The following is a 23,205-nucleotide window of genomic DNA, read 5'->3' on the forward strand; positions in this document are numbered from 1 at the left end:
TCATGGTGGTGGGACCCGTCGCGCCGGGAGCGGGGGTCAGCGCACGGAGAACCCGTACACCGTCGTGGAGGCGAACTCCTCGCCCGGCCGCAGCACGGTGCTGGGGAACTCCGGGTGGTTCGGCGCGTCGGGAAAGTGCTGCGTCTCCAGCGCGATCCCCGCGTTCGGCGCGAACGGCCCGTCGCCGAGGTGGTCGGCGGTGTAGAGCTGGAGCCCCGGCTCCGTCGTACGCACGGTCAGCAGCCGGCCCGACGCGGGGTCGTACAACTCGGCGACGGGCTCCCCGCCGGTCTCGTCCAGCACGTAGTTGATGTCGTAGCCGGGACCCACCGGCTTCGGCTCCCGGAAGTCGAACCTGGTCCCGTCCACCGGCAGGAGCTCGCCCGTGGGGACGGACTCCTCGTCCTTCGGGGTGATCCGCCCGGCCGCGAGCCGCAGTTCGTGCCCGAGCGCGCTCCCGCTGTCCGCCCCGGCCGGATTCCAGTACGTGTGGTTCGTCAGGTTCACCACGGTCGGGGCGTCCGTCGTCGCCCGGTAGGCGATCCGCAGGGCGCCGTCCTCGTCCAGGGTGTACGTCACCGAGACCGCCAGCCGCCCCGGGAAGCCCTCCTCGCCGTCCTCGGAGACCAGGGAGAGCCGCACACCGTCCGGCACCTCCTCGGCGTCCCACACCCGCTTGTCGAAGCCGCGCCCGCCGCCGTGCAGGGTGTTGCGGCCCTCGTTCGGCGTCACCTCGTGCGTACGCCCGTCGAGGACGAAGGAGCCGCCCGCGATCCTGTTCGCGTACCGCCCGACGACGGCACCGAAATAGGGGCCCGTGTGCGACTCGTACGCCTTGACGTCCGGCAGCCCCAGGGCCACCTCGCCCGGGGTGCCGTCCCTGCCGGGCACCACGACGGACTGCACCAGGGCGCCGTACGTCAGCACCCGGACCCGCGTGCCCACGCGTTCCAGGGTCCAGCGCCGGACCGGCGTGCCGTCCGTGAGGGTGGAGAAGTCTTCGCTGTGCACCGCTGTACCCGTCGTCATGATCAAGAACTTTACGCCCGCTGTTCTACGCCGGGGGGCCCGCGGCCGTGACGTTGCGGTAAGCGATTTCTGCCAGCCTGGCCTGGCCGTTGCGTCCCGGATGGAACCAGTCCCACTCGCTGAGCTGAGCACCGGTGAACCGGTAGTCGAAGACCGCCCCGCCGTCGTAGCGGCAGAGCTCGTCCCGCGCGCAGACGTCCCGCAGCGCCTCGTTGTAGGCGACGACCCGGTCCAGCACCGCGTCGCGCCGCGCGACGGCGGCGGTCCCCATGTCGTCGGCGTCGCCCAGCATCGACCGGCAGATCCCCAGCTTCCAGATCTGCTTGCCCAGCGGGTTCTCACGCCCGGTCGACCAGAGCCGCTTGAGATCCGGCACGCTCGACACATACACCTGCGCCTTCGGGGCCGAGGCGCGCAGCTGCCGCATCGAGGCCTCGAAGGACGTCCGGAAGTCGGCAACCGGAGTCATCAGCCGCACCGAGTCCCGGCACGCGTCGTTCGCCCCGATCATCACCGTGACCAGCCCCGGCTTCTCCTTTGCCGCCAGCGCCATCTGCTCAGGCAGCTGCGCGATCCTGGCGCCCGACACGGCGTGGTTCCAGCTGTGCGACGCCGCCTTCGACGCTCCCAGGAGACGTACGGCGAGGCTGCGCACCCCGTCGTCGGTCCCGGTCGCCCAGGACACCTCGGGACAGTCCGCCAGCACCGAGCAGGCGTCGAAGCCCCGCGTGATGGAATCCCCGACGGCCGCGACGGAGGCGGGACTCGCGTCCCACGCGGGCGTCGGCGAGGGGGAGGGGCTCCGGTCGCCCCGCTCCGCCGTACCCCCGACGGAGGTGCAGCCCGTGAGCGCGGCGGCACCCACGAGCGCGACCGCCGTCAGAGTGGCTCCGGCGCCCCGGGCGCGGCGGCGTGGCGAACGCTCAGGCATCCCTCTTCCCCTCCGGTCACACGGGTGACTGTGCCCCTGGCACACCTGGACAGCCCCAGGTGGCGGGCCCTCGTGCTCTCGCGGGTGAATGCTGAGCGAATCATGGGCCCAGGACCGACGGTACGTCACACACCCGGCCCCGGCGCACGGTAGCTTTTCCCCGTCGAACCAGTGGCGCCCGACCGCCCCGCAGACGAATCAGCGGGTCCGGTAAGTTATCTCACGTCACATACTGTCCCTTTTCTGGAGATTCACTCCCGATGCTGTTTACTGAAGACAACCTCGGGAGCCGGCCGGGAAGAGACGGTACGGGCGCGAGGCCGCTGGGGAAGGCGAACCTCGTCCCACACTGGAGGTCCCGGTGACGACACGTGGAGTCCTTTACGTTCACTCCGTACCGCGCGCGCTGTGCCCGCACGTCGAATGGGCCGTAGCGGGTGTGCTCGGTGTGAGGGTCCAACTGGACTGGACCAGACAGCCGGCCGCGCCCGGCACCTGGCGCTCGGAATTCTCCTGGAAGGGCCGTGCCGGCACGGCGTCGGAGCTGGCCTCGGCCCTCCGCGGCTGGGACCTGCTGCGCTTCGAGGTGACGGCGGAGCCCTGCCCCACGGCCGAGGGGGAGCGCTACAGCTCCACCCCGGGCCTCGGCATCTTCCACGCCGTCACCGGCATGCACGGCGACATCCTGGTCCCGGAGGACCGGCTCCGGGCGGCGCTGGCACGGTCGCTGAACGGTGAGACGGACCTGGAGGCCGAGGTCGCCAAGCTCCTGGGCAAGCCGTGGGACGACGAACTGGAGTCCTTCCGCCACGCGGGCGAGGGCGCGCCCGTGCGGTGGCTGCACCAGGTGGTGTGACGGGGCGCAGCCCCTGTCCGGCCGCGTGCCCCAGCCCATGCGGAAACGTTTCACCTCAGGGGGCGGAACCCTTCCGGGCGCAGGAGGCAGAGCCCGGCCCGGCCGCACCCCCAGAACGGCCTGCGGCATGCGCGAGGCCCGCCTCCCCCCTCCGTGGGGCGGAAACGGGCCTCGCGACAGGACCGGCAGGTCAGACCGAACGGAACGCCAGCACCACGTTGTGGCCGCCGAAGCCGAACGAGTTGTTGATCGCGGCGATCGACCCCTCCGGCAGCGCCCGCGGCTCACCGCGCACGATGTCCGCGTCGACCGCCTCGTCGAGGTCGTCGATGTTGATGGTGGGCGGCGCCATCCGCTTGTGCAGCGCCAGGACCGTCGCGACGGTCTCGATACCGCCCGCGCCACCCAGCAGGTGACCCGTCATGGACTTCGTGGCGGAGATGGCGACATGGTCCAGGTCGTCGCCCAGCACCGCACGCAGCGCCTTGATCTCCGCGACGTCACCCTGCGGCGTGGACGTGGCGTGCGCGTTGAGGTGGACGACCTCCGACGGCTTCAGGTCCGTGGCGTCCAGCAGGTTCTGCATCGCGGCGGCGATGCCGCGCCCCGTGGGCTCGGGCTGCGCGATGTGGTGGGCGTCGGCGGACAGGCCCTGGCCCAGCACCTCGCAGTAGACCTTGGCGCCCCGCGCGGCTGCGTGCTCCGCGGACTCCAGGATCACGACGCCGGCGCCCTCGCCGAGGACGAAGCCGTCACGGGCCGTGTCGTAGGGGCGAGAGGCCTTCTCGGGCTCGTCGTTGCTCTTGGACATCGCCATCATGTTGGCGAAGGCAGCGATCGGCAGCGGGTGGATGGCCGCCTCGGTGCCACCGGCGACGACCACGTCGGCACGGCCGGTGCGGATCATCTCGACGGCGTACCCGATGGCCTCGGCGCCCGACGCGCAGGCGGAGACCGGGGTGTGGACACCGGCCTGGGCGTTGACCTCCAGGCCGACGTTGGCGGCCGGGCCGTTGGGCATGAGCATGGGAACGGTGTGCGGGGAGACGCGGCGTACGCCCTTCTCCTTCAGCACGTCGTACTGGTCGAGCAGGGTGATCACGCCGCCGATACCGGAGGCGATGACCGATCCCAGACGCTCGGGCCGGATCTTCTCGTCCTCACCGGCCTTGCCGGTGAATCCGGCGTCCGCCCACGCCTCGCGGGCGGCGATCAGCGCGAACTGCGCCGAGCGGTCCAGCTTGCGGGCGAGCGGTCGGGGCAGTACCTCGCCGGGATCGACGGCCGCGAGGGCGGCGATCCGGACAGGCAGTTCGGCGAAACGTTCGCCCTCGAGAGGCTTGATGCCGGAACGGCCGGCCATCAGACCTTCCCAGGTCGATACGGAGTCGCCACCCAGCGGAGTGGTTGCGCCGATACCGGTGACGACCACGGTGCGATTGGTCGGGCTCACTGGAAAATCTTCTCCACGTGTAGAGGGTCGTGAATCAGCGGCGCCACCGCCGGGTGGCGACACACGGGACGGGCTGGGATCAGCCCTGGTGCTTCAGGATGTAGTCGGCGGCGTCGCCGACCGTCTTGAGGTTCTTGACGTCCTCGTCGGGGATCTTGACGTCGAAGCGCTCTTCGGCGGCGACGACGACCTCGACCATGGACAGCGAGTCGACGTCCAGGTCGTCGGTGAAGGACTTGTCCAGCTGGACGTCCTCGACCGGGATACCGGCGATCTCGTTGACGATCTCGGCGAGACCGGTGACGATCTCTTCCTGAGTGGCGGCCATGTTGGCGCTCCTTCGATGTGTTTCTGCGGGGTTCGGGCGGGTGGACCGAAAGGTCCGGGGTGTCAAGGAGGGTGCTGAAGATCTTGGCTGGATCAGGGAGCGGCGTATGGTGCGTGCAGCTGCAAGGCGCCGAATCGTCCTCATAGCGGAGCTATGCGGGCGGTTGGGCAACGCCGCAGATGCGCGTACCGGGCGTCGCGAGCCCAGCCACGATCTTCAGCTCCCTCCTAGGGGAGGGTAACGACCGTCGCGGCGTAGACGAGACCCGCCCCGAAGCCGATGATGAGCGCCGTGTCGCCGCTCTTGGCCTGACCGGTCGCCAGAAGCCGCTCCATTGCGAGCGGAATCGAGGCGGCCGACGTGTTGCCGGTGGTTTCCACGTCACGGGCGACCGTGACGTGCTCCGGCAGCTTGAGCGTCTTCACCATCGAGTCGATGATCCGCATGTTCGCCTGGTGCGGAATGAAGACATCCAGGTCCTCCGGGGAGATCCCGGCCACTTCCAGCGCCTGCTGGGCGACCTTCGCCATCTCGAAGACGGCCCAGCGGAAGACCGCCTGGCCCTCCTGCGTGATGGCCGGGAACTTGACCTCGCCGTTCTTGTCGAGCGGCAGCTTGGAGACGTCGCCGATGTGGAGGTCGTTCCACGAGACGGTCTGCTTGATCGTCTCGGACTTGTCGCCCTCGGAACCCCAGACCGTGGGGCCGATGGCCGGCTCCTGGGAGGGGCCGACCACGACCGCGCCCGCGCCGTCGCCGAACAGGAAGGCCGTCGCGCGGTCCTCCAGGTCGGTGAGGTCGCTGAGCCGCTCGACGCCGATGACGAGCACGTACTCTGCCGAGCCCTCGACGATCATGCCCTTGGCGAGCGTGAGGCCGTAGCCGAAGCCCGCGCAGCCGGCCGAGATGTCGAAGGCGGCGGGCTTGCCCGCGCCGATCTTGTGCGCGATGTCGGTCGCGACGGCGGGGGTCTGCTTGAAGTGCGAGACGGTGGAGACGATGACTCCGCCGATCTGCTCGGGAGTGATCCCGGCGTCCGCGATCGCCTTGCCGGAGGCCTCCACCGACATCATGGACACGGTCTCCTCGTCGGAGGCCCAGTGGCGGGTGGCGATACCGGAGCGGGAGCGGATCCACTCGTCGGACGAGTCGATCGTCTCGAGGATCACCTCGTTGGGCACGACACGGGTCGGGCGGTAGCCGCCGACACCCATGATCCGTGCGTACGGGGCGCCCTTGCTGGGCTTGATCTTCGACATGCTCTCGGGCTCCTTAGGCGCCTGCGTGCTCGGAGATGAGCGCGCGGGCCGCGTCGAGGTCGTCGGGGGTCTTGAGCGCGAGGGTCTTCACACCGGGCAGCGCGCGCTTGGCGAGCCCGACGAGAGTCCCACCGGGCGCGGCCTCGATGAGAGCCGTGACACCGAGCGCGGCGAAGGTCTCCATGCACAGGTCCCAGCGGACCGGGTTGGCGACCTGGCCGACGAGCCGTGAGATGACCTCGTCGCCGGTGGCGACCGTCTTCCCGTCGGCGTTCGACACGTACGTCACCTTCGGGTCGGCGACCGTCAGGGCGGTGGCCGCCGCACGCAGCTTCTCCACGGCCGGAGCCATGTGGTGCGTGTGGAACGCGCCGGCCACCTTGAGCGGCACCACGCGGCGGACACCTTCGGGCTTGTCCTCGGTCAGCGCGGCGATCTGGGCCGCGGTGCCGGCGGCGACGATCTGGCCGCCTCCGTTGACGTTGGCCGGGGTGAGCCCCAGCTTCTCCAGGTGCGGGACCGTGACCTCGGGGTCTCCGCCGAGGAGCGCGGCCATGCCCGTCTCGGTGACCGCGGCGGCCTCGGCCATGCCGAGCCCCCGGGTGCGTACGAGACGGAGCGCGGCCTCGTCCTCGATGACGCCGGCGAGCGCGGCGGCGGTGATCTCACCGACGCTGTGTCCGGCGACGACGCCGGGAGAGGCGTCCAGGGCGGCGGCGGAGAGGAGACCCGCTGCGACCAGCAGCGGCTGAGCCACCGCCGTGTCGCGGATCTCGTCCGCGTCGGCCTTCGTGCCGTAATGGGCAAGGTCGAGCCCGATGGCGTCGGACCATCCCGCGATGCGGTCGGCGGCACCGGGGAGTTCGAGCCAGGGAGTCAGGAAGCCGGGCGTCTGAGCGCCTTGGCCGGGAGCGACGAGTACGAGCACCCTCACACTCTCTCTTGTGGACGGCCCTGAACGCCCGTGGGGACAGGGACGAAGAACCGTCAGGGGAATTGTTGAAGTTCGACAAAAGTCTAGGACTGAGTGTCCCTGTCGGCCAAGCGCCCCAGGATGAGGGCGATCCGCAGAGTGAACGCGGAACGGACGTCGGAGGGTGACCACCCGGTGACGTCGGTCACACGTCGCAGCCGGTAGCGCACGGTATTGGGGTGCACGAACAGCATGCGCGCCGCGCCCTCGAGACTGCTCGCCTGCTCCAGATACACACTCAGCGTCTCCAGAAGTGCCGACCCCGCTTCTTCCAGCGGTCTGTAGATCTCCTCCACCAGCTGATCGCGCGCGGCGGGGTCTCCCGCCATCGCACGCTCAGGAAGGAGATCGTCCGACAGGACGGGCCTCGGAGCGTCCTGCCACGCCGAGCAGGCCTTGAGACCGGCCGCCGCGGCCTGCGCGGACCGGGTGGCCGCGAGGAGGTCGGGCACCACGGGCCCGGCGACGACGGGGCCGGCCGCATAAGGGCCGATCAGCGACTTCGCGACGTTCAACGGGTTGTCGCTGCCGCCCGCGATCACGACCAGGCGGTGTCCGAGGACCCCGGTCAGGACCTGGAGCTTGGCGTGCCTGGCCGCCCGCCGGATGGCCTCCACGGTGAGCTCGCTGTCGCCCTCGGGGGCCGTGCCCAGGACGACGCACACATGCTCGGGGGAGTTCCAGCCGAGCGCGGCGGCCCGGGACACGGCGCCCTCGTCCGCCTCGCCGGACAGCACCGCGTTCACCACGAGCGACTCCAGCCGGGCGTCCCACGCGCCGCGGGCCTCGGCGGCCTGTGCGTACACCTGAGCGGTCGCGAACGCGATCTCGCGGGCGTAGACGAGCAGCGCCTCACGCAGCACCGACTCGTCGCCCGGCGCCGCGACCTCCTCGATCGCGGTCTCCATGACCTCGATCGTCGTACGCACCATCTCGACGGTCTGCCGCAGCGTGATCGCCCGCGTCAGCTCGCGCGGAGCTGTGCCGAACACATCGGTGGAGATGGCCTGTGGCGTCTCCGGATGCCGGAACCACTCGGTGAACGCGGCGATACCGGCCTGGGCGACCAGGCCGATCCATGACCGGTTCTCCGGCGGCATCGCCCGGTACCACGGCAGCGTCTCGTCCATGCGGGCGATGGCGTTGGCGGCCAGCCTGCCGGAGGACTGCTCCAGGCGTTTCAGGGTCGCGGCGTGGAGATGGGCGTCGTGCGAGGCGGGCTGCTCAGGATCGGGTCGGGGCACGCACACAAGACTGCCTTATCGGGACAGGTGCCCGGAGGGGCGGGGCGGAAGACCGGCCGACGGGGATACCTTGGTGGCGTGATGGACGTACGCCGCTCCGGGGACCGCTACCGCGGCGGAGACCCGGCCACGGGTGACTCCGCGGGCATCGAGACGCTGCACGCACTCTCCTTCGGGCGGTTCTACGACCCCGGCAATCTGCGCTTCGGGCCGGTCCTTGCCTGCAACGAGGAGCGTCTCGCCCCGGGCGCCGGCTTCGACGAGCATCCGCACAGCCACACCGAGATCGTCACCTGGGTGGTGGAGGGCGAGCTCACCCACCGCGACTCGGCCTCGCACGCCACCGTCGTACGGGCCGGAGACGTCCAGCACCTCAGCTCGGCCGGCGGGGTGCGGCATGTCGAGCGCAACGACGGGGAACACCCGCTGACGTTCATTCAGATGTGGCTGGCCCCGCTGCGGCCCGGAGGGGAACCCTCCTACACGCACGTCGCCGGGATCGCCGACTCCACCCCGTACGCCCTCCCCGAGGCGGGCGCGATGCTCCATGTGCGGCGGCAGTCCGAGGGCGAGCGAACCGCAGTGCCCGACGCGGCGGGCGTCTACGTCCACGTCGTACGGGGCCGCGTGCTCCTCGCGGGGGAGGAGCTCGGGCCGGGCGACTCCGCCCGGATCACGGAGTCCCGGGGGCTGGAGCTGGAGGCGCTGGAGCCGGCCGAGACGCTGATCTGGGAGCTCGCCGGGGTGTGACACGGCCTACGGGCTCCGCTCCAGCAGCCCGAGTTCCAGCGCCTTGACCACCGCGTGCGTACGGTCGCTCACGTCGAGCTTGGCGAAGACCCGCAGCAGATGTGTCTTCACCGTGGCCTCCGTGATCACCAGCCGGCGGCCGATCTCCACGTTGGAAAGCCCGTCGGCCACCGCGCCCAGCACATCCACCTCTCTCCTCGTCAGTGCCACCGGGGCGGGCCTGCGCATCCGGGCCACCAGCCGCGCCGCGACACGTGGGGCCAGCGGTAGTCGGGTCGACGCCTCTTGGGAGGTTGCGGACCGGAATAGGACCGGTTGAGGGGGCTGGACCGTCCGTGACTTCCCAGTGGCGATGTCCTACTGCTTGCCGGTGCCGACCGGGTCGACCACGACCTTCTGGTCGGCGCCTTCGGCGATCTGGAGGCGGAGGGAGACCGACAGGGCCTTGGAGTGGGTCTCGTTGGGCGGGGTGACCTCGATGGCGCTGACGTACGCGCCCGTGCCCTCGGCCGGCGGGTAGTGCAGGGTGAAGCGGGTCGTCTCGCCGGGGTTGATGGCGACGGCCGGGGCGGTGAGGTCGCTTCGCTCGGCGCTGAGGGGCCCGGAGGCGTCCTGGGACTTGAGGTCGACCCCGGGGAAGCCCTTGAGCGAGCAGGTGTCGCCGCCGTTGTTCTTGAGCCTGACCGTGAGCATGCCCTCGCCCATGCCGTTGGTGGTGCTGAAGCCGAGGTCTGCCGTCTTGCAGGCGCCGGTGGTGATCTGCCCGTTGCCGCTGCCACCCTCGGCGGACTGCGTCGTGACCGAGTCGTCGCCGGTGGTCGAGGCGTTCTCGTCGGACCCGCTGCTGTCCGCGGACTTCCCGGCCGAGGAGGATGACGAGGATCCGGAGTCGTTCGTGCTCGCGGCGGAGTCCCCGCCTCCCTGGCAGGCGGTGAGCGAGAGACCGGCGGCGAGGGTCAGGGCGGCGAGGGTGAGTGTCTTGGTGCGCATGGTTTCTTCCTTGCGGTCGGGGCCGTCTGCTCGGTACTGCGAGCGTTACTGATCAACAAGACTCGCCCCGGCCCATGTGACGTTCCACCCGGCCGCCCCCTAATACATGCCCGTTACATCCGATGGCGGGCCGCAGGGGTGCCGGAACCGGGCACGCACCGCCCGGGGCGCGGCGGAGCGCCGGGTTCCGTGCTCTCCGGCAGGGGTCCCGCCGGACGCCGACGGCTGGGACAGAGCCGTGACCTGCGGGCCCTTGAAGATCGCGTGCGGCACAGTGTCTTCACGGGCGCCACACCTCTCCTACCCGTCAGCCGTCCTGGGCGTCGTACTCGGCTCTGCTGGCCTGGATCTGGGTGTTGTGCTCGATCGCCCAGCGGGCGAGCGCCAGAGCCGGCGGGATGAGGCTCTTCCCCCGGGCGGTGAGCGCGTACTCGACGCGCGGCGGAACCTCGGCGTAGGCGGTACGGGAGACGAGTCCGTCCCGTTCGAGGTTGCGCAGGGTCAGGGTGAGCATCCGCTGCGAGATGCCGGGGATGTGCTGATGCAGGTGCGTGAAGCGCATACGCCCCTCGTCGAGCGTCGCCACGATCAGCATCGTCCACTTGTCGCAGATGCGGTCGAGGATCCCCCGGATCGCCCGGCCGCCGTCTCCTCGGATCATGCACGTGTGCTCGTACTGCTCCACGGCCGCTCCCTGCCCGTTAGTCACATCCGTGTGCCTTTTGTAGGCCTCCCGGTACTGACTCATGATGAGGCAACTTACGGTTCGTAACTAACGGGAGGCACCCCATGCAGGTCGCGTACTGGATCGTCGCCGCGCTCCTGGCCGTGTTCTACGTCTACGCGGGCGGCAAGAAGGTCCTTCAGGACCAGGACCAGTTGCGGCCCATGATGGCCTGGGTCGACCAGGTGCCCATGCCGCTCGTCAAGGCCATCGGGGCACTGGAGGTGCTCGGCGTGCTCGGCCTCGTCCTGCCGCCCCTCACGGGCATCGCGGTCGTACTCGCCGTGGCCGCCGCGGTCGGCCTGGTCCTGGTGCAGATCGGCGGCCTGGCGCTGCACCTGTCCCGGGGCGAGGCGCGGGTGACCGGGCTGAACGTCATGCTTCTGGTGCTGGCCGCGGTCGCGGTCTGGCTGGGGACCGTCTGGCTCTGACTCCGTTGACCGGCCACGACAGTGCGACCGGATGTGGTCAGTCCAGTCGTCCCGCTCCGCGCGACTGGTCCGCCGATGTGCCCGCCAGCTTGTCCAGTTCGCGCATCGCCTGGCCATGGGCGCTCATGCGGCGCGACACGGTGCCGATCGCGAAGAGCGATCCGCCGACGACCGAGACCGGTATGGAGGCACCGAGAACCGTGACGACCTCCTGCAGGTCGGGCTCGTGGGGCAGGAACAGCTCCTTGGCACCCCAGATCCACAACAGCGCGGCCGCGCAGAGCAGGGCCAGCCCCCAGGCGCGTGTACGGGCGGCCCGGTCGCGGAACTCGAGGTCGTAATCACGTGATCGCATGTGGCCGAATCTATCGGGGGCGGTGAGCCGAGCTTCGACAGGGTGGCGACCGCGCCCTCAGTCCTTACGCTTCGCCGCCTGCCTGTCCAGTTCGCGAACCGCCTGACCGTAGGCGCCTATCCGGCGCGTCACCGTGCCGATCGTGAAGAGCGCCACGCCGCCGGCCGTGACCGGTATCGAGGCCCCGAACACGGCCACCATCTCCGGCCAGTCACGCGCCTTCTGGCAGCCCTGGCCCGACTCCTCCCCCGTGTTGGCCGTGCCGCCCTCCGTGAGCAACCGGGACTCGCAGCCGTCGTACGGCAGCGCCACCAGTGCCGCGCCCCAGAGCCAGAGCAGCGCGGCCAGGGCCAGCAGGGCCAGGCCCCAGGCGCGTGTCTTCCCGGCCCGGTCGAGGAATTCGAGGTCGTACTCAGGTGTCCGCATAGCCGTCGAACCTATCGGAGGCGCGCCGCAGCCACGCGTCCAGTGCGGCGAAGTCCGCGCTGGTCAGGCCCCGCCAGGCCTCGACGCGATGGAGGAGGGCCGGCCCCGGGTGGTGTGCCTCCACCCAGGCGCGGTCGACGTCGGTGATCTCGTCGTCCACCCAGGCGAAGGCGCGCCCGCCGGCCCACCGGACGAGGGCCGGAGTCTTCCAGTGAAGCCCCCGCGCGTGGTCGGGCGCCGGGTCCGGCCAGTCCACGGCGGGCAGTTCCGGCAGCCCGAGCCACGGCGCGACGCACTCGTTCGCGTCGGACATCCACGTCGTGGCCCACACCAGCTCGCACGGCAACGCCCTCAGCCGGGGCCCGAGCGCCGGGTCGATCCTGGAGAGCAGCGGATTCGGGCCCGGCGCGTCGAACGAGGGGTACCCGTCAGGGAGTTGCTGCCGGGTGGCGCCGAAAGGAATGAGCGGGCCATCGACATCGAGGAAGAGGACGGGCAGCGAAGAACCGGTCACGCGTCAGCGGAGCCCGTCCACGAAGGCCTGCCAGGCGGCGGTGCCCAGGACGAGGACGGGGCCGGCGGGGTTCTTGCTGTCCCGGACGGGGACGGATGCGGAGCAGCCGTCGGCGACCTCTACGCACTCACCGCCGGTGCTGCCGCTGTACGTCGACTTCCGCCAGGACGCGCTGCCGGTGACTGTGCACTCGACGCAATCGCCGCCGTTCGGGCCGCTGAACGAGGACTTCCGCCACTGCGCTGCGGCCAGGTCATGGCTGGTTTCCATACCGTTCCTCCATCACGCGAGCGATTAGTGTCGCCGAGTCCTCTGGGGAGAGGGCTGCGGCTTGCAATCGAGCGTAGCCGACCGAACGTTCCTTGATCACCTGCGGATTGGCGGTCATGTGGCCCTGGTCGTAGCTGTCCACGTAGAACAGGTCGGGATCATCTTCGAACCTGAGCAGATTGAACGAGCCAATCATGCCCGTGTGTTGGCCCACGGAGAAGGGAAGCACCTGAATCTGCACCCAGGGGTTGTGGCGGAAGTCCAACAGTCGCGCCAGTTGTTTACGCATGACGTCACGGCCACCGACTTCCTGGCACAGTGCAGCTTCGCTCAGGATGACCCACAGGGCGAGTGAGCGGTCGCTGTGCAGGATGCGCTGACGCTCCAGTCGGGCCGAGACGCGTTCGTCAACCTTGTCGGGGTGGTCGAGGGAGAACAAGGCCCGCGCATACTCCTCCGTCTGCAACAGCCCGTACACCAACTGCGCCTGGTACGTGGAGATGTACGTCGCCCGCGCCTCCATGTCCGCGTACGCCTGGAACCACGTGGGCAGCTGGCTCCGCAGGACCAGGCCGACCAGCCGTGAGAACATCCCGTCCGTGCCGAGCGCGGCGTCCAGGCGTTCCGAGAAGTCGCGGGTCGGGACCTTCTTCGTCGTCTCGATCTGGCCGATCAGCGAGCCCGTGCAGAAGATGATCTCGCCGAGCTGGCCCTGCTTGAGGCCGTTGGCCTCCCGCCGGCGGCGCAGCTCCCCGCCGTAGTAGTCCAACGGGGAAGCGCTGGGGTCGAGTGACTGCACATTGGCCACGGCGGGTGCCTCTCGCTTCAACGCCTGGCGGCGTTCGTTTCACGTCGTAGCCGAGAGTAATCAACTCGTAGCATCCTGGTGACATGAATCACGTACCCGGTACTCGAACCGGTGACATCGAAGCGGACTACCGCGCCGATCTGGCGATGGGCGCGCACTCCGCCCGGCATCTGCGCCGCATCCTGCGCATGTACCTCGCCCGCTGGGACCTGCTCGACGTGGCGGACGCGGCCGAGTTGGCCCTCACCGAGCTGATCGCCAACGTCGTACGGCATGTTCCGGGGCGCCGCTGCCAGGCCCTCATCTTCCTGCTCCCCGCCGGGGGCGTACGGGTCGAGGTCGCGGACGCGTGCCCCCGGCTGCCTCGCGCCGTCGCCGGGGACGTGCTCGACGAGGGCGGGCGGGGGCTACTCCTGGTGGACGCCGTCACCGACAGCTGGGGCGTGGAGGAGCGCCGTGACGGGGGCGGGAAGACGGTGTGGTTCGAGTGCCTCGGCAGCGAGGCCGCTCAGCGGGACGCGGCGAGCTCGGCGAGCACCGCGTCGGTGAACGGTGTCCAGACCTCGGCCGCCCACGGCCCGAACGCCCGGTCCGTCAACGCGACGCAGGCCGCGCCCGCCGCCGGGTCGATCCAAAGGAACGTGCCGGACTGGCCGAAGTGGCCGAAGGTGGCGGGGGAGGAGGAAAGCCCGGTCCAGTGCGGCGACTTGGAGTCGCGGATCTCGAAGCCGAGTCCCCAGTCGTTCGGGTTCTGATGGCCGTAGCCGGGAAGTACGCCCTTGAGGCCGGGGTGCACCACGCTCTGCGCCTCCAGGACCGTACGCGGGTCGAGGAGGCGCGGGGCCTGCACCTCCGCCGCGAAGCGCGCCAGGTCGTCCACGGTCGAGACGCCGTCCTTGGCGGGGGAGCCCTCCAGTGAGGTCGACGTCATGCCCAGGGGCTCCAGGACCGCCTGGCGCGTGTACTCGGCGAAGGGGATCTCCGTGGCCTTCGCGATGTGGTCGCCGAGCACCTCGAAGCCGGCGTTGGAATACAGCCTGCGGGTGCCGGGAGGCGCCGTGACCCGGTGCTCGTCGAAGGCGAGGCCGCTGGTGTGGGCGAGGAGGTGGCGGACGGTCGAGCCCTCGGGGCCGGCCGGTTCGTCCAGCTCGACGGCGCCCTCCTCGTAGGCCACCAGCGCCGCGTAGGCGGCGAGCGGCTTGCTGACCGAAGCCAGCGGGAAGCGGTGCGCGGTGGGACCATGGGTACCCAGGAGCGTGCCGTCCGAGGTGACGACGGCGGCTGCCGCGGTGGGGACGGGCCAGTTCTCGATCATCGCCAGGCTCTGCATGGTCACGAGCCTAACGGGAGCGGGAACCGGGATAGCCACCCGATATCGCTTGCTTGGAGTGCACTCCAAGGTTCTAGCGTGGAGGGCATGACGGTGATGGAGAGCACTTCCGCGGGGACGGACACCTTGGCGGCTTCGGCCTCGAAGGCGCATCCGCGTCCCGACGGCCAGGACCGGTACACCATCAGCGAGGTCGTCGCCCACAGCGGGCTCACCGCCCACACCCTGCGCTGGTACGAGCGGATCGGGCTGATGCCGCACGTCGACCGTTCCAACACGGGCCAGCGCCGCTTCAGCAACCGTGACCTGGACTGGCTGTCCTTCGTGGGCAAGCTGAGGCTGACCGGAATGCCGGTCGCCCACATGGTCAGGTACGCGGAACTGCTCCGTGAGGGCGACCACACCTTCGCCGAACGGCAGGAGCTGCTGGAGGCGACGCGGCGCGATGTGAAGACGCGGATCGCGGAGCTCCAGGGCACGCTCGCCGTACTCGACTACAAGATCGACTTTTATGGCGGCGCCCGCGCGGCGTCGGAAGGGGTCTGAAGACATGAGTGACACCGGAAAGATCGCGACAGCGGAACTCGGTACGGGAGGCCCGCAGGTCGGTGTGCAGGGGCTCGGCTGCATGGGGATCAGCGAGTTCTACGGGGAGACCGACGAGGCGTCCGCCCGGGACACCCTGGAGGCGGCGCTGGAGGTCGGCGTCACCCTCTTCGACACCGCCGACATCTACGGCAGCGGTGCCAACGAGACGTTCCTCGCGCCGTTCGTGGGAGCGCACCGCGACGACATCACGCTGGCGACCAAATTCGCCATCGAGCGCAGGGACGACGACCCGCACTACCGGGGCGTGCGCAACGATCCGGCGTACATCCGTGAGGCCGTCGAGGCCAGCCTGCGCCGGCTGGGCACCGACGTCATCGACCTCTACTACATGCACCGCCGTGACCCGCTCGTCCCGTTCGCCGAATCGGTGGGTGCGATGGCCGAGCTGGTGCAGCAGGGCAAGGTCAGGCAGCTCGGGCTGAGCGAGGTGACCGGCGACGAGCTCCGTGAGGCGCACGCGGTGCACCCGATCGCGGCCCTGCAGTCCGAGTGGTCGCTCTTCAGCCGGGACGTGGAGCGCAGTGCCGTGCCCGCGGCGGTCGAGCTCGGGGTGACGCTCGTGCCGTACTCGCCGCTCGGCCGCGGTTTCCTGACCGGGGCGTTCACGGACGCCGCCAAGGACCTGGGGCAGAACGACTTCCGCAAGCACCAGCCGCGCTTCACCGGCGAGAACGCGAAGACCAACGCCGCGCTCCTGGAGCCCCTGCACAAGATCGCGGCCGCTCATGGGGCCACCGCCGCGCAGATCGCCCTGGCCTGGGTGCAGCAGCGGGCGCAGGTCCACGGCCTGACCGTGGTGCCGATCCCCGGTACGCGTAAGCGGAGCCGTCTGCTGGAGAACGTGGAGGCGACCCGGCTCACACTGACCTCGTACGAGCTGGAGCAGCTGGAGCCCATCGCGGGCCAGGTGGCGGGGGACCGCTACCCGGACATGAGCAACACGGCGACCGCGCGCGAGTAGGGCGCCCCCGGTCGGCTCACGCCAGCCGTAGCGCGAAGACCGCGAAGCCCGCCGCGAGCAGCCCCGCCGCTGCCCGGCGGGCTGTTCCGGTCCTGTCACCCGGCTCCCAGGGCGCCTCGAACCGGCGGGCGTACCGCGAGATCAGCACGAGGAGGGCCGCGAACAGGGGCATCCACGCCACCCGGGCCAGGATCCAGCCGACCGAGTCCGGGGCCGTCGTCAGCCCCGGTACGGCTCCGGCGAAGGCGGCCGGGACGGCCGCAGTCAGCATCGCCGTCTGGTGCCAGCACAGGATCGTCATCGCCGACAGGTTGATCACCACCACGGGCGCCCACAGCGCGGGCCGGCGCAGCGCCCGGCCGATCCGGCCGTGCAGCAGGACCGCCGCACCGCTCTGGGCCGAGGCCAGGGCGAGGACCAGCAGCGACGGCGGGTGCGAGTTGGTCCGCGCCTCGCCCGGTACGCCGACCATCGACGTCGGGTAGTGGAAGACCAGCAGCAGCACGGCGAACAGGGCGGTGCCGCCGATCAGCAGGAGCCGGGCGCCGCGCCGGGAGAGGCGGCCCTCGCCCCAGGAGACGCCGAGTTGATAGGCGAAGAGCCAGCCGGGAAGGATGTTGAGCAGGCTCAGCCAGGACGGCACGGCGTCCGCGTACGGCCCGTAGCGCAGGACGTCGACCACGGCGACCGAGCCGATCAGCGGGGCCGCCGCCCAGCCGCCGAGCCGCCGGGACAGACGTACGCAGTACGGCGTGAGTGCCGTGACCACGGCGTACACCCCGACGAACCAGAGCGGCTGGATCACCAGCTTCGCCCCCGTACGCAAGGTGTCCTCGGGCACCCCGGCGGCGTACAGCACAGGAATCATGAGCGCCCACACGGCGGTCACGCCGAGCACGGGCCTGCCGAGCCGGACCATCCGGCCGCGCAGCCACGCGCCGGTGGTGGACGGGCGGCGGTTGTAGGAGAGGACGGAGGCGTAGCCGCCGACCAGGAAGAACACGCCGAGCATCTGGAGCACCCAGCTGACCGGGGAGAGACCGGCGAAGGTGGAGAGCGGGCTGGCGTTGTGCAGGCCGCCGTCGCCGTCCAGGGTGAATCCGCCGAGCAGCCAGTGGCCGGCCGGTACGGCCATGAGCGCCAGGGCGCGCAGCCCGTCGACCGCGCGGTCGCGGTGGGCGGGAGTGCCCGCTTCGATGCGGGAGACCAGCTGTCGCACGCTCATCGCGAGACCCCCTCGGCGATGGCGGTGAAGGCGCGGAGCGAGTCGGTGCCGGGAGCGAAGTACCCGGTGTGGCCCTTCGCGTCCTCGGCGGGCACCCGACGCGCACCGAACTCCTCGTCGGCCGGGTCGGCGCCGTGGCCGAGACCGGCCACCTCGACATGCGGTACGTCGTCGATCCAGTCGGTGTCGTCCTTGGCCGCCCAGACCCGTGCTCCGGTGTGCAGACCGGCCACGTCGTCGGCCCGCATCCCGGGGGAGCCGAGCACGACCAGGTCGGTGGCGCCGAGACCGGAGGCCGCGAGACCGCACACCACGGAGCCGTAGCTGTGGCAGAACACGACGGGCGCCGGCAGACCGTCGGCCGCGAGACCGGTGGTGAAGCGGGTCAGCCGCTCCGCCCCTGCCTCGGCGAGACCTCCGGTCGCCGCGTCCAGGCCGACGCCGACGGGGGTGGTGTAACCGGCCCAGGCGATCACCGCACTGCCCGGACCCGTGTCGGCGTACAGCGACTTCGCCATGCCCGCCGGAGTGCCGTACACGTCGCCGCGCCGGTCGAAGGTCCCGGCGTCGATGTCCGAGCCGGGCACCACGACGGACACATGACGTGCGGAGCGCAGATCCCCGAACACCTCGGCGACCTGGCCGCGCCCTCGCGGGTCGAACGCCAGGATCTGCCGGCCGGAACCGGCGAGACCGGCGTACCTCGGGTCGTCGGAGGCCCGCAGCGCACGGGCGTTGGCGCGGTAACGCAGCTCCAGCGGCGCCCCGTCCAGATTGCCGACCACCGACGGGTGCCGCTCCAGCAGCTCCTGCTGCTCTGCCGTGGTCAAGCCCCGGAAGAAATCCCGTACTTGTTCCGGCCTCGCACGGCCCGGGTCGGGCAGCTCCCGCCCCAGTACCTGGTCGGCACGCCACGAGGCGCTGCCGGGCGGTGGTCCCGTGACCGCCTGCTGGGTGTTCCCGGACGCCCAGCCGGCCGTCCCCGCCACCACTGTGGCCGCCAGTGCGACCGCGGTCAGCGTCCTCGCGAATCGGCGCATCGTTTCCTCCCCGGACGGTGTGCGCACACCGTCCGGTGCGCAGGAGAGGAAAGTAGGAAGACGATGGGTGGCAGGGCGTCACACCGCGGAGCCAACTGCCGGGTGCTACCGGGGTAGGGGGCGTACCGGGGGGAAGCCCTACGACGCCCCGGGTGGTAACGGGAAACTGCGGGAGGCTACGCCTCCCCGGGAGCCACCAGCCCCGACTCGTACGCGAAGATCACGGCCTGCGCCCGGTCCCGGAGCCCGAGCTTGGACAGCACCTTGCCGATGTGCGTCTTCACCGTCTGCTCGGCCAGCACCAGATGTGCCGCGATCTCCTGGTTCGACAGGCCCCGGGCGATGAGCTCCAGGACCTCGGTCTCACGCGGTGTCAGGCCGTTCAGCCGCAGCGCGGGCCCGCCGGACGGCGGAGCCGGGCGCTGACGCGCGAAGTCCGCGATGAGCCGCCGCGTCACGGACGGCGCGAGCAGCGCGTCGCCCGCCGCCACGACCCGCACCGCGGAGATCAGATCCGCCGGAGGGGCGTCCTTCAGGAGGAACCCGGACGCCCCGGCGCGCAGCGCCTCGTAGACGTAGTCGTCGACGTCGAACGTGGTGAGCATCAGGACCTTCGGCCGGTGGACCACGCCCATCGGCGGGCTCAACAGCTCGCGTGCGGCGGCCAGTCCGTCCATCTCCGGCATCCGGACGTCCATCAGGACGACATCCGGGTGCACCGTCCTGCTGACCTCGACACCCTTGCGCCCGTCCGGGGCCTCGCCCACCACGTCGATGTCGCTCTGCGCCGCCAGCAGCGCGGCGAACCCGGCCCGCACCATGGCCTGGTCGTCGACGATGATCACACGGATGGTCACTGTTCCTCCGGAGTCGCGGATGACGAGGGCGGCCGGTTCGGCGGCAGCGGGAGCCGCGCGGCCACCCGGAAGCCCCCGTCCGGCAGCGGGCCGGTGTCGAGTGTGCCGCCGGTCAACCGTACGCGTTCGCGCATGCCGACCAGCCCGTGTCCCGTCCCCGACGTCTCCAGCGGCGAACCGGGCCTCTGAGCACTGTCGTTGACGACCAGCACCGTCAGGTTTCCGTCGCGCGCGGTGACCGACACCTGGGTCCGCGCTCCGGGTGCGTGCCGCACCACATTGGCCAGCGCCTCCTGCACGATGCGGTACGCCGACAGATCCACCGCCTGCGGGACACCGCCCCGCTCCAGCGCCTCCCGCACGTCCGAGGCCAGCGACAGCTCGGCGGGGAGTCCCGCCCGCACCGTCGCCTCCACCAGCTGCTGGACCCGGTCGAGGCCGGGCTGCGGGGCCAGCTCGCCCCGGCTGCCGTCACTCCGCAGCACCGACAGCAGCCGGCGCATCTCGGCCAGCGACTCCCGGGCCCCGGCCGCGATCGACGCGAACTCCGCCTGCGCCTCCTCGGAGAGCCCGCCGACCCGGTACGGAGCCGAGTCGGCCTGCACCGTGATCACCGACATGTGGTGTGCGACGACGTCGTGCAGCTCGCGGGCGATCCGGGTGCGCTCCTCCAGCAGCGTCCGCTGCGCCCGCTCGGCCTCGCTGATCGTCTCCTGCTCGACGAGCCGGCGCTGCACGTCGCCCCGCTCGCGTACCACCGCCCCGATCACCAGCACCAAGCCGCCGAGGATGAACAGCAGGAGCGCGCTGCCGTCGCTGCGCGAGGACGCGGCCAGATGCAGCACCAGCCCCACCGTGCCCGTCACCAGCCAGACGCCGATCGCGGTCCGGCGGCTCTCCCGCAGTCCGAGGGCCAGCAGCACGAAGAGGTAGCCGACCATGACCGGCGGGGGCCATGGCCAGATGGTCCCCGCGTGGTCCGGCTGCCCCAGGATCACCAGCGCGCCCACGATGTCGGCGGCGAAGACGATCCACCAGGCCTGCAGTGGCCGGTGCGCCAGCATCAGCAGGGGCGCGGCCTGCCCGACGGCCAGAGCTCCGGCCAATCCGCCGGGCACCCCGTAGTCGTTGGCCAGCACCTGGATCGTGACGGGGATGAAGATGGCTGCGAGGGCGAGCACGACGGCGTACGGCATCAGCCGCAGCCAGCGCCTCGGGGAGTCGGCGAACGACGGGGTCGGCGGATGGGACGCGTGGGACAGCCCGTGGGCGAGCTCGCGCAGATTGCGGCGGGCGGCGCTCAGCAGACCGTCGGCGGGCGGGGGCCCGGCGGGAGAAGCAGGCATGATCGGGTCAGAGTAGGCGCGGAGTGTGCCGGGCGGCGTCATACCGCAGGGTGGACCGGAGGCTGTCGGCCCCGTACCGGGGTACCAGCACCTCTGCTGCTCGCCCTAAAGCTCGGCGAGCACCTCTGCTCCTCGCCCTAAAGCTCGGCGAGGAGCTCCGCCTTCTTCGCGCTGTACTCCGAGTCCGTCACCAGACCGGCCTGGTGCAGGTCCCCGAGGTGGCGCATCCGCTCCGCGATGTCCGCCGGGTCGCGCCGCGCGCCGCCCACCGGGACCGGAGCGGTCGCGACCGGCACCGACTGGGTCCGGCGGACGGACTCCAGGACCGCCGCGGCGAAGGGCAGCGACTCGTGCACCGGCCCGTAGCCCAGGCCGAACACGACAGCGGAGGGATCCTGGTCCGGCTGGACACGCCCCACGGACGTCTGCCCGGCGCCGGGTACCGGGTCCGGCCCGGGGCCGCCGTCGGAGTCGGCCGCCGAACCGCGTGGCACCAGCCGGAGGTACCCCTCGAAGGCCTCGGGCGAGCGCCACTCGATCCCGCCCAGTTCCGCCACGGGAAACGTCTGGTCGCCCGACTTCCACTTGGCGCTCGACGCCCCAGTCCAGAACCACCGGAAGGAGACGAGAGCCCCGTCGAAACCGGCCCGGCCGTCATAGGCCTTGAAGTGGATCGGTGCCTCGGGGGCCGTCACCAGGAAGCGTTCGGCGGGCAGGGACGCCTCGGATCCGAGCACCCCGCGCAACTCGTCCGCGTAGTACTCGGCAAGCGTCTCGCGTTCGGCGGGCAGCACCAGGCGGTAGGGGTCGTTCCCCTCCTTGAGCTGCCCGGCCGCGGCCTCCAGCAGCGGATCGGCACCCGGTCTCGGCACCGCGCGCAGCACCACCGTGCCCCGCTTGCCCGGGGTCAGCGTCACCGAAGACAACGCCGTGTACGGAATACGGCGTTCACGCAGGCTCTGGAAGAGCCTCGGCGTACGGATTCCCCGTTCGAAGCGGATGAGCACGGAGTCGGTGTCGAACTCCCAGGTGGCATGAATTCCGGCCAGCACATCACCCATGTGCCTCATCGTATGTGGCACAGCCCCGCACGTCCCCCCTCGGTACAGGCGAAATCGGGCAGGCCGTTCGCCGCTCTCTTACGCGCGCCAGACGTCTTTCTACGCGCGTCAGGCCTCCGTATCGCCGGAGATCTCCCTGTGGCACGCCCCATCGGAGCCCGCACAGCTGACCGAGTCGTAGGCGCCCACGCCGATCGCGGCGAAGTTGCTGAGACTCTCGGTGCCCGGCTCGAAATAGCCGCTGTGCCCGATCGCGCCGCCCGCCGACACGATGCGCGCGCCGAAGGCCGGGTCGACCGGGTCGGCGCCGTGTCCGAGCCCGCCGACCGCCATGTTCGGCACATCCTCGATCCAGTCGCCGCTGTCCCGCATCGCCCACACCCTGGCCTCGGTGTGCAGGCCACCCGCGCTGCCCGCCCGCATCCCGGGGCTGCCGGCGACCGCGATGTCGGACACCCTGGACGGCAGCTCATGCGCTGCCACGCCGCACAGCACGGAGCCGTAGCTGTGGCAGAACAGCGAGACGTCCGAGGTGCCGGGCAGTGCGTCCAGGAGCGAGTTCAGCCGCTCCGCCCCCTCCGTGGCGAGCCCGCCCAGCGCGGAGTCCATGCCGATCCCGACGGGCGCCGTGTAGTCGGCCCACGCGATGACCGCCGTACGCGAACCGGGGCGCGCCGAGCGCTCGGCGTCGTACAGCGACTGCGCCATGCCGACGGGCGCCGCGTTCTTCTTGACGCCTGTGCGCTCCAGCGTCAGGAGATTCGTGTCGACCCCGGGCACGACGACCGAGATCCGCTCGGCCCGGTCGAGGTCGCCGAGGACCTCGGCAGCCCGGCCGCGGCCAGACGGATCGAAGGCAAGGATCTGCCGGTCGCCGGAGAGCATGGACCGGAAGCGCGCCAGCCGGAGCGAGGCCTGATGGCGCCCGTCCGGGGAGAGCCGCGTGTCCTTCGCTCTCTCTTCTTCGGCCCATTCCGCCTTTACCAGCGCGTGCCGGTTGGCCCGGTAGCGCAGGGTGACCGGCGCGCCGTCCAGATTCCCCACCACCAGCGGGTACTTGTCCGCCAGGGCGACCTGCTGGCCCGCCGTGAGCGTCGCGAAGAAGTGGGCCAGCCGGTACGCCGGGGCGCTCACGTCCGGGAGGGCGTGACCGGCTATGCGGTCCTTCGCCCAGGAAGCGAGCGCCACCTCGCGTGGCGCGGAGGAGTGCTGCTGACGCACGGCGGTCCATCCGGTGGTCGCCAGCATCACGAACACGACCGCGATGGCGAGCAGCGCGCGCCATGCGGTCAGAGTGGGGGAGGAGTCGAAGGAAGTCACTGCGCCCCACCCTAGGAGACGCGCGCACGGCGTCGAGGCAGGGGTGACACGGATCACTCGACCGCGGGGAATTGACCGTCCGTCTCTTACCCACCGTGTGCGCCGGATCCACGGT

At 70.9% G+C, this 23,205-nt stretch carries 26 protein-coding genes and 2 pseudogenes; 6 read left to right on the top strand and 22 right to left on the bottom strand.

From position 1 onward, the window contains the following. Positions 1 to 36: 36 nt before the first annotated feature. Both ACIREO_RS05945 and ACIREO_RS05950 read right to left on the bottom strand, forming a co-directional pair. On the bottom strand, positions 37 to 1,029 hold the full coding sequence (locus tag ACIREO_RS05945; protein WP_404105591.1) for an aldose epimerase family protein: 993 nt from the start codon (positions 1,027 to 1,029) through the stop codon (positions 37 to 39). A gap of 25 nt (positions 1,030 to 1,054) precedes the next feature. Then, positions 1,055 to 1,960, bottom strand: a complete 906-nt coding sequence (locus ACIREO_RS05950) for an SGNH/GDSL hydrolase family protein (protein ID WP_404105594.1) — start codon at positions 1,958 to 1,960, stop codon at positions 1,055 to 1,057. 361 nt (positions 1,961 to 2,321) lie between these two features. Between ACIREO_RS05950 and ACIREO_RS05955 the strand changes: the two genes are divergently transcribed. Then, positions 2,322 to 2,816, top strand: a complete 495-nt coding sequence (locus ACIREO_RS05955; protein WP_404105597.1) for a DUF3145 domain-containing protein — start codon at positions 2,322 to 2,324, stop codon at positions 2,814 to 2,816. Positions 2,817 to 3,006: 190 nt separating this feature from the next. Here the strand turns inward: ACIREO_RS05955 and fabF are convergent, their stop codons facing one another. The 5 genes from fabF to ACIREO_RS05980 form a co-directional block, all read right to left on the bottom strand. Continuing rightward, on the bottom strand, positions 3,007 to 4,269 hold the full coding sequence (fabF, locus tag ACIREO_RS05960) for a beta-ketoacyl-ACP synthase II (protein ID WP_404105600.1): 1,263 nt from the start codon (positions 4,267 to 4,269) through the stop codon (positions 3,007 to 3,009). Between the two features lie 79 nt (positions 4,270 to 4,348). Next, positions 4,349 to 4,597, bottom strand: coding sequence for an acyl carrier protein (locus tag ACIREO_RS05965; protein ID WP_014045780.1), 249 nt, complete (start codon positions 4,595 to 4,597; stop codon positions 4,349 to 4,351). Between the two features lie 227 nt (positions 4,598 to 4,824). Next, positions 4,825 to 5,856: a ketoacyl-ACP synthase III gene (locus tag ACIREO_RS05970; protein WP_404105603.1), complete on the bottom strand. Its 1,032-nt coding sequence runs from the start codon at positions 5,854 to 5,856 to the stop codon at positions 4,825 to 4,827. A gap of 13 nt (positions 5,857 to 5,869) precedes the next feature. Continuing rightward, entirely contained in the window at positions 5,870 to 6,784 is a 915-nt protein-coding gene (locus ACIREO_RS05975; protein ID WP_404105606.1) for an ACP S-malonyltransferase, read from the bottom strand. Between the two features lie 89 nt (positions 6,785 to 6,873). After that, positions 6,874 to 8,073, bottom strand: coding sequence for a PucR family transcriptional regulator (locus tag ACIREO_RS05980; RefSeq protein ID WP_404105609.1), 1,200 nt, complete (start codon positions 8,071 to 8,073; stop codon positions 6,874 to 6,876). A gap of 78 nt (positions 8,074 to 8,151) precedes the next feature. On the opposite strand from ACIREO_RS05980, the gene ACIREO_RS05985 reads away from it, so the two are divergent. After that, positions 8,152 to 8,823, top strand: coding sequence for a pirin family protein (locus ACIREO_RS05985; protein WP_404105612.1), 672 nt, complete (start codon positions 8,152 to 8,154; stop codon positions 8,821 to 8,823). A gap of 6 nt (positions 8,824 to 8,829) precedes the next feature. Here ACIREO_RS05985 and ACIREO_RS05990 read toward each other — a convergent pair. The 3 genes and pseudogenes from ACIREO_RS05990 to ACIREO_RS06000 all read right to left on the bottom strand — a co-directional run. Beyond that, positions 8,830 to 9,087, bottom strand: a pseudogene (locus tag ACIREO_RS05990) (LuxR C-terminal-related transcriptional regulator); the annotation flags it as partial. A gap of 93 nt (positions 9,088 to 9,180) precedes the next feature. Next, positions 9,181 to 9,813, bottom strand: a complete 633-nt coding sequence (locus tag ACIREO_RS05995) for a DUF4232 domain-containing protein (protein WP_404105615.1) — start codon at positions 9,811 to 9,813, stop codon at positions 9,181 to 9,183. 307 nt (positions 9,814 to 10,120) lie between these two features. After that, the gene (locus tag ACIREO_RS06000) at positions 10,121 to 10,498 is read right to left on the bottom strand and encodes a winged helix-turn-helix transcriptional regulator (RefSeq protein WP_404105763.1); all 378 of its coding nucleotides are present in this window, start codon (positions 10,496 to 10,498) and stop codon (positions 10,121 to 10,123) included. A 104-nt stretch (positions 10,499 to 10,602) separates the two neighbouring features. Here ACIREO_RS06000 and ACIREO_RS06005 point away from each other — a divergent pair, with 104 nt between their 5' ends. Then, complete coding sequence (locus ACIREO_RS06005) at positions 10,603 to 10,968, top strand: DoxX family protein (RefSeq protein ID WP_404105618.1); 366 nt, start codon at positions 10,603 to 10,605, stop codon at positions 10,966 to 10,968. A gap of 37 nt (positions 10,969 to 11,005) precedes the next feature. On the opposite strand, the gene ACIREO_RS06010 is transcribed toward ACIREO_RS06005, so the two are convergent. Genes ACIREO_RS06010 through ACIREO_RS06030 form a run of 5 tightly spaced genes read right to left on the bottom strand, consistent with a single transcriptional unit; the run spans position 11,006 to position 13,341 of the window. Then, positions 11,006 to 11,323 carry a hypothetical protein gene (locus ACIREO_RS06010; RefSeq protein ID WP_404105621.1) on the bottom strand — a complete coding sequence of 106 codons (318 nt, stop codon included), beginning with the start codon at positions 11,321 to 11,323 and terminating at the stop codon, positions 11,006 to 11,008. Between the two features lie 57 nt (positions 11,324 to 11,380). Beyond that, positions 11,381 to 11,749: a hypothetical protein gene (locus ACIREO_RS06015; protein WP_404105624.1), complete on the bottom strand. Its 369-nt coding sequence runs from the start codon at positions 11,747 to 11,749 to the stop codon at positions 11,381 to 11,383. Next, positions 11,736 to 12,263: an HAD domain-containing protein gene (locus tag ACIREO_RS06020; RefSeq protein ID WP_404105627.1), complete on the bottom strand. Its 528-nt coding sequence runs from the start codon at positions 12,261 to 12,263 to the stop codon at positions 11,736 to 11,738. Before ACIREO_RS06020 ends, ACIREO_RS06015 begins: the two co-directional genes overlap by 14 nt. Positions 12,264 to 12,266: 3 nt before the next feature. After that, positions 12,267 to 12,533 (bottom strand): DUF397 domain-containing protein, encoded by a 267-nt coding sequence (locus tag ACIREO_RS06025; RefSeq protein WP_404105630.1) that lies wholly within the window; start codon positions 12,531 to 12,533, stop codon positions 12,267 to 12,269. Next, positions 12,517 to 13,341, bottom strand: coding sequence for a helix-turn-helix domain-containing protein (locus tag ACIREO_RS06030; RefSeq protein WP_404105633.1), 825 nt, complete (start codon positions 13,339 to 13,341; stop codon positions 12,517 to 12,519). Before ACIREO_RS06030 ends, ACIREO_RS06025 begins: the two co-directional genes overlap by 17 nt. Before the next feature lie 83 nt (positions 13,342 to 13,424). Between ACIREO_RS06030 and ACIREO_RS06035 the strand changes: the two are divergent. Next, positions 13,425 to 13,835: pseudogene (locus ACIREO_RS06035) on the top strand (ATP-binding protein); the annotation flags it as partial. A gap of 14 nt (positions 13,836 to 13,849) precedes the next feature. Here ACIREO_RS06035 and ACIREO_RS06040 read toward each other — a convergent pair. Next, positions 13,850 to 14,671: a serine hydrolase domain-containing protein gene (locus ACIREO_RS06040; RefSeq protein WP_404105765.1), complete on the bottom strand. Its 822-nt coding sequence runs from the start codon at positions 14,669 to 14,671 to the stop codon at positions 13,850 to 13,852. 87 nt (positions 14,672 to 14,758) lie between these two features. Between ACIREO_RS06040 and ACIREO_RS06045 the strand changes: the two genes are divergently transcribed. Continuing rightward, a complete protein-coding gene (locus tag ACIREO_RS06045) occupies positions 14,759 to 15,217 on the top strand; it encodes a MerR family transcriptional regulator (protein WP_404105635.1) in 459 nt (152 codons plus the stop codon). A 4-nt stretch (positions 15,218 to 15,221) separates the two neighbouring features. Then, positions 15,222 to 16,241: an aldo/keto reductase gene (locus tag ACIREO_RS06050; RefSeq protein ID WP_404105638.1), complete on the top strand. Its 1,020-nt coding sequence runs from the start codon at positions 15,222 to 15,224 to the stop codon at positions 16,239 to 16,241. A gap of 16 nt (positions 16,242 to 16,257) precedes the next feature. On the opposite strand, the gene ACIREO_RS06055 is transcribed toward ACIREO_RS06050, so the two are convergent. The 6 genes from ACIREO_RS06055 to ACIREO_RS06080 form a co-directional block, all read right to left on the bottom strand. Further along, a complete protein-coding gene (locus tag ACIREO_RS06055) occupies positions 16,258 to 17,466 on the bottom strand; it encodes an acyltransferase (RefSeq protein WP_404105641.1) in 1,209 nt (402 codons plus the stop codon). Continuing rightward, positions 17,463 to 18,506, bottom strand: a complete 1,044-nt coding sequence (locus ACIREO_RS06060; protein ID WP_404105644.1) for an alpha/beta hydrolase — start codon at positions 18,504 to 18,506, stop codon at positions 17,463 to 17,465. Before ACIREO_RS06060 ends, ACIREO_RS06055 begins: the two co-directional genes overlap by 4 nt. A gap of 176 nt (positions 18,507 to 18,682) precedes the next feature. Continuing rightward, complete coding sequence (locus ACIREO_RS06065) at positions 18,683 to 19,363, bottom strand: response regulator (RefSeq protein ID WP_404105647.1); 681 nt, start codon at positions 19,361 to 19,363, stop codon at positions 18,683 to 18,685. Next, positions 19,360 to 20,709 carry a sensor histidine kinase gene (locus tag ACIREO_RS06070; RefSeq protein ID WP_404105650.1) on the bottom strand — a complete coding sequence of 450 codons (1,350 nt, stop codon included), beginning with the start codon at positions 20,707 to 20,709 and terminating at the stop codon, positions 19,360 to 19,362. Before ACIREO_RS06070 ends, ACIREO_RS06065 begins: the two co-directional genes overlap by 4 nt. 137 nt (positions 20,710 to 20,846) lie before the next feature. After that, complete coding sequence (locus ACIREO_RS06075; protein WP_404105653.1) at positions 20,847 to 21,770, bottom strand: DUF4429 domain-containing protein; 924 nt, start codon at positions 21,768 to 21,770, stop codon at positions 20,847 to 20,849. 108 nt (positions 21,771 to 21,878) lie between these two features. After that, positions 21,879 to 23,090, bottom strand: coding sequence for an alpha/beta hydrolase (locus ACIREO_RS06080; RefSeq protein ID WP_404105656.1), 1,212 nt, complete (start codon positions 23,088 to 23,090; stop codon positions 21,879 to 21,881). Positions 23,091 to 23,205 lie beyond the last annotated feature (115 nt).

Source organism: Streptomyces sp. NPDC102441, assembly GCF_044765585.1.
GTDB lineage: Bacteria > Actinomycetota > Actinomycetes > Streptomycetales > Streptomycetaceae > Streptomyces.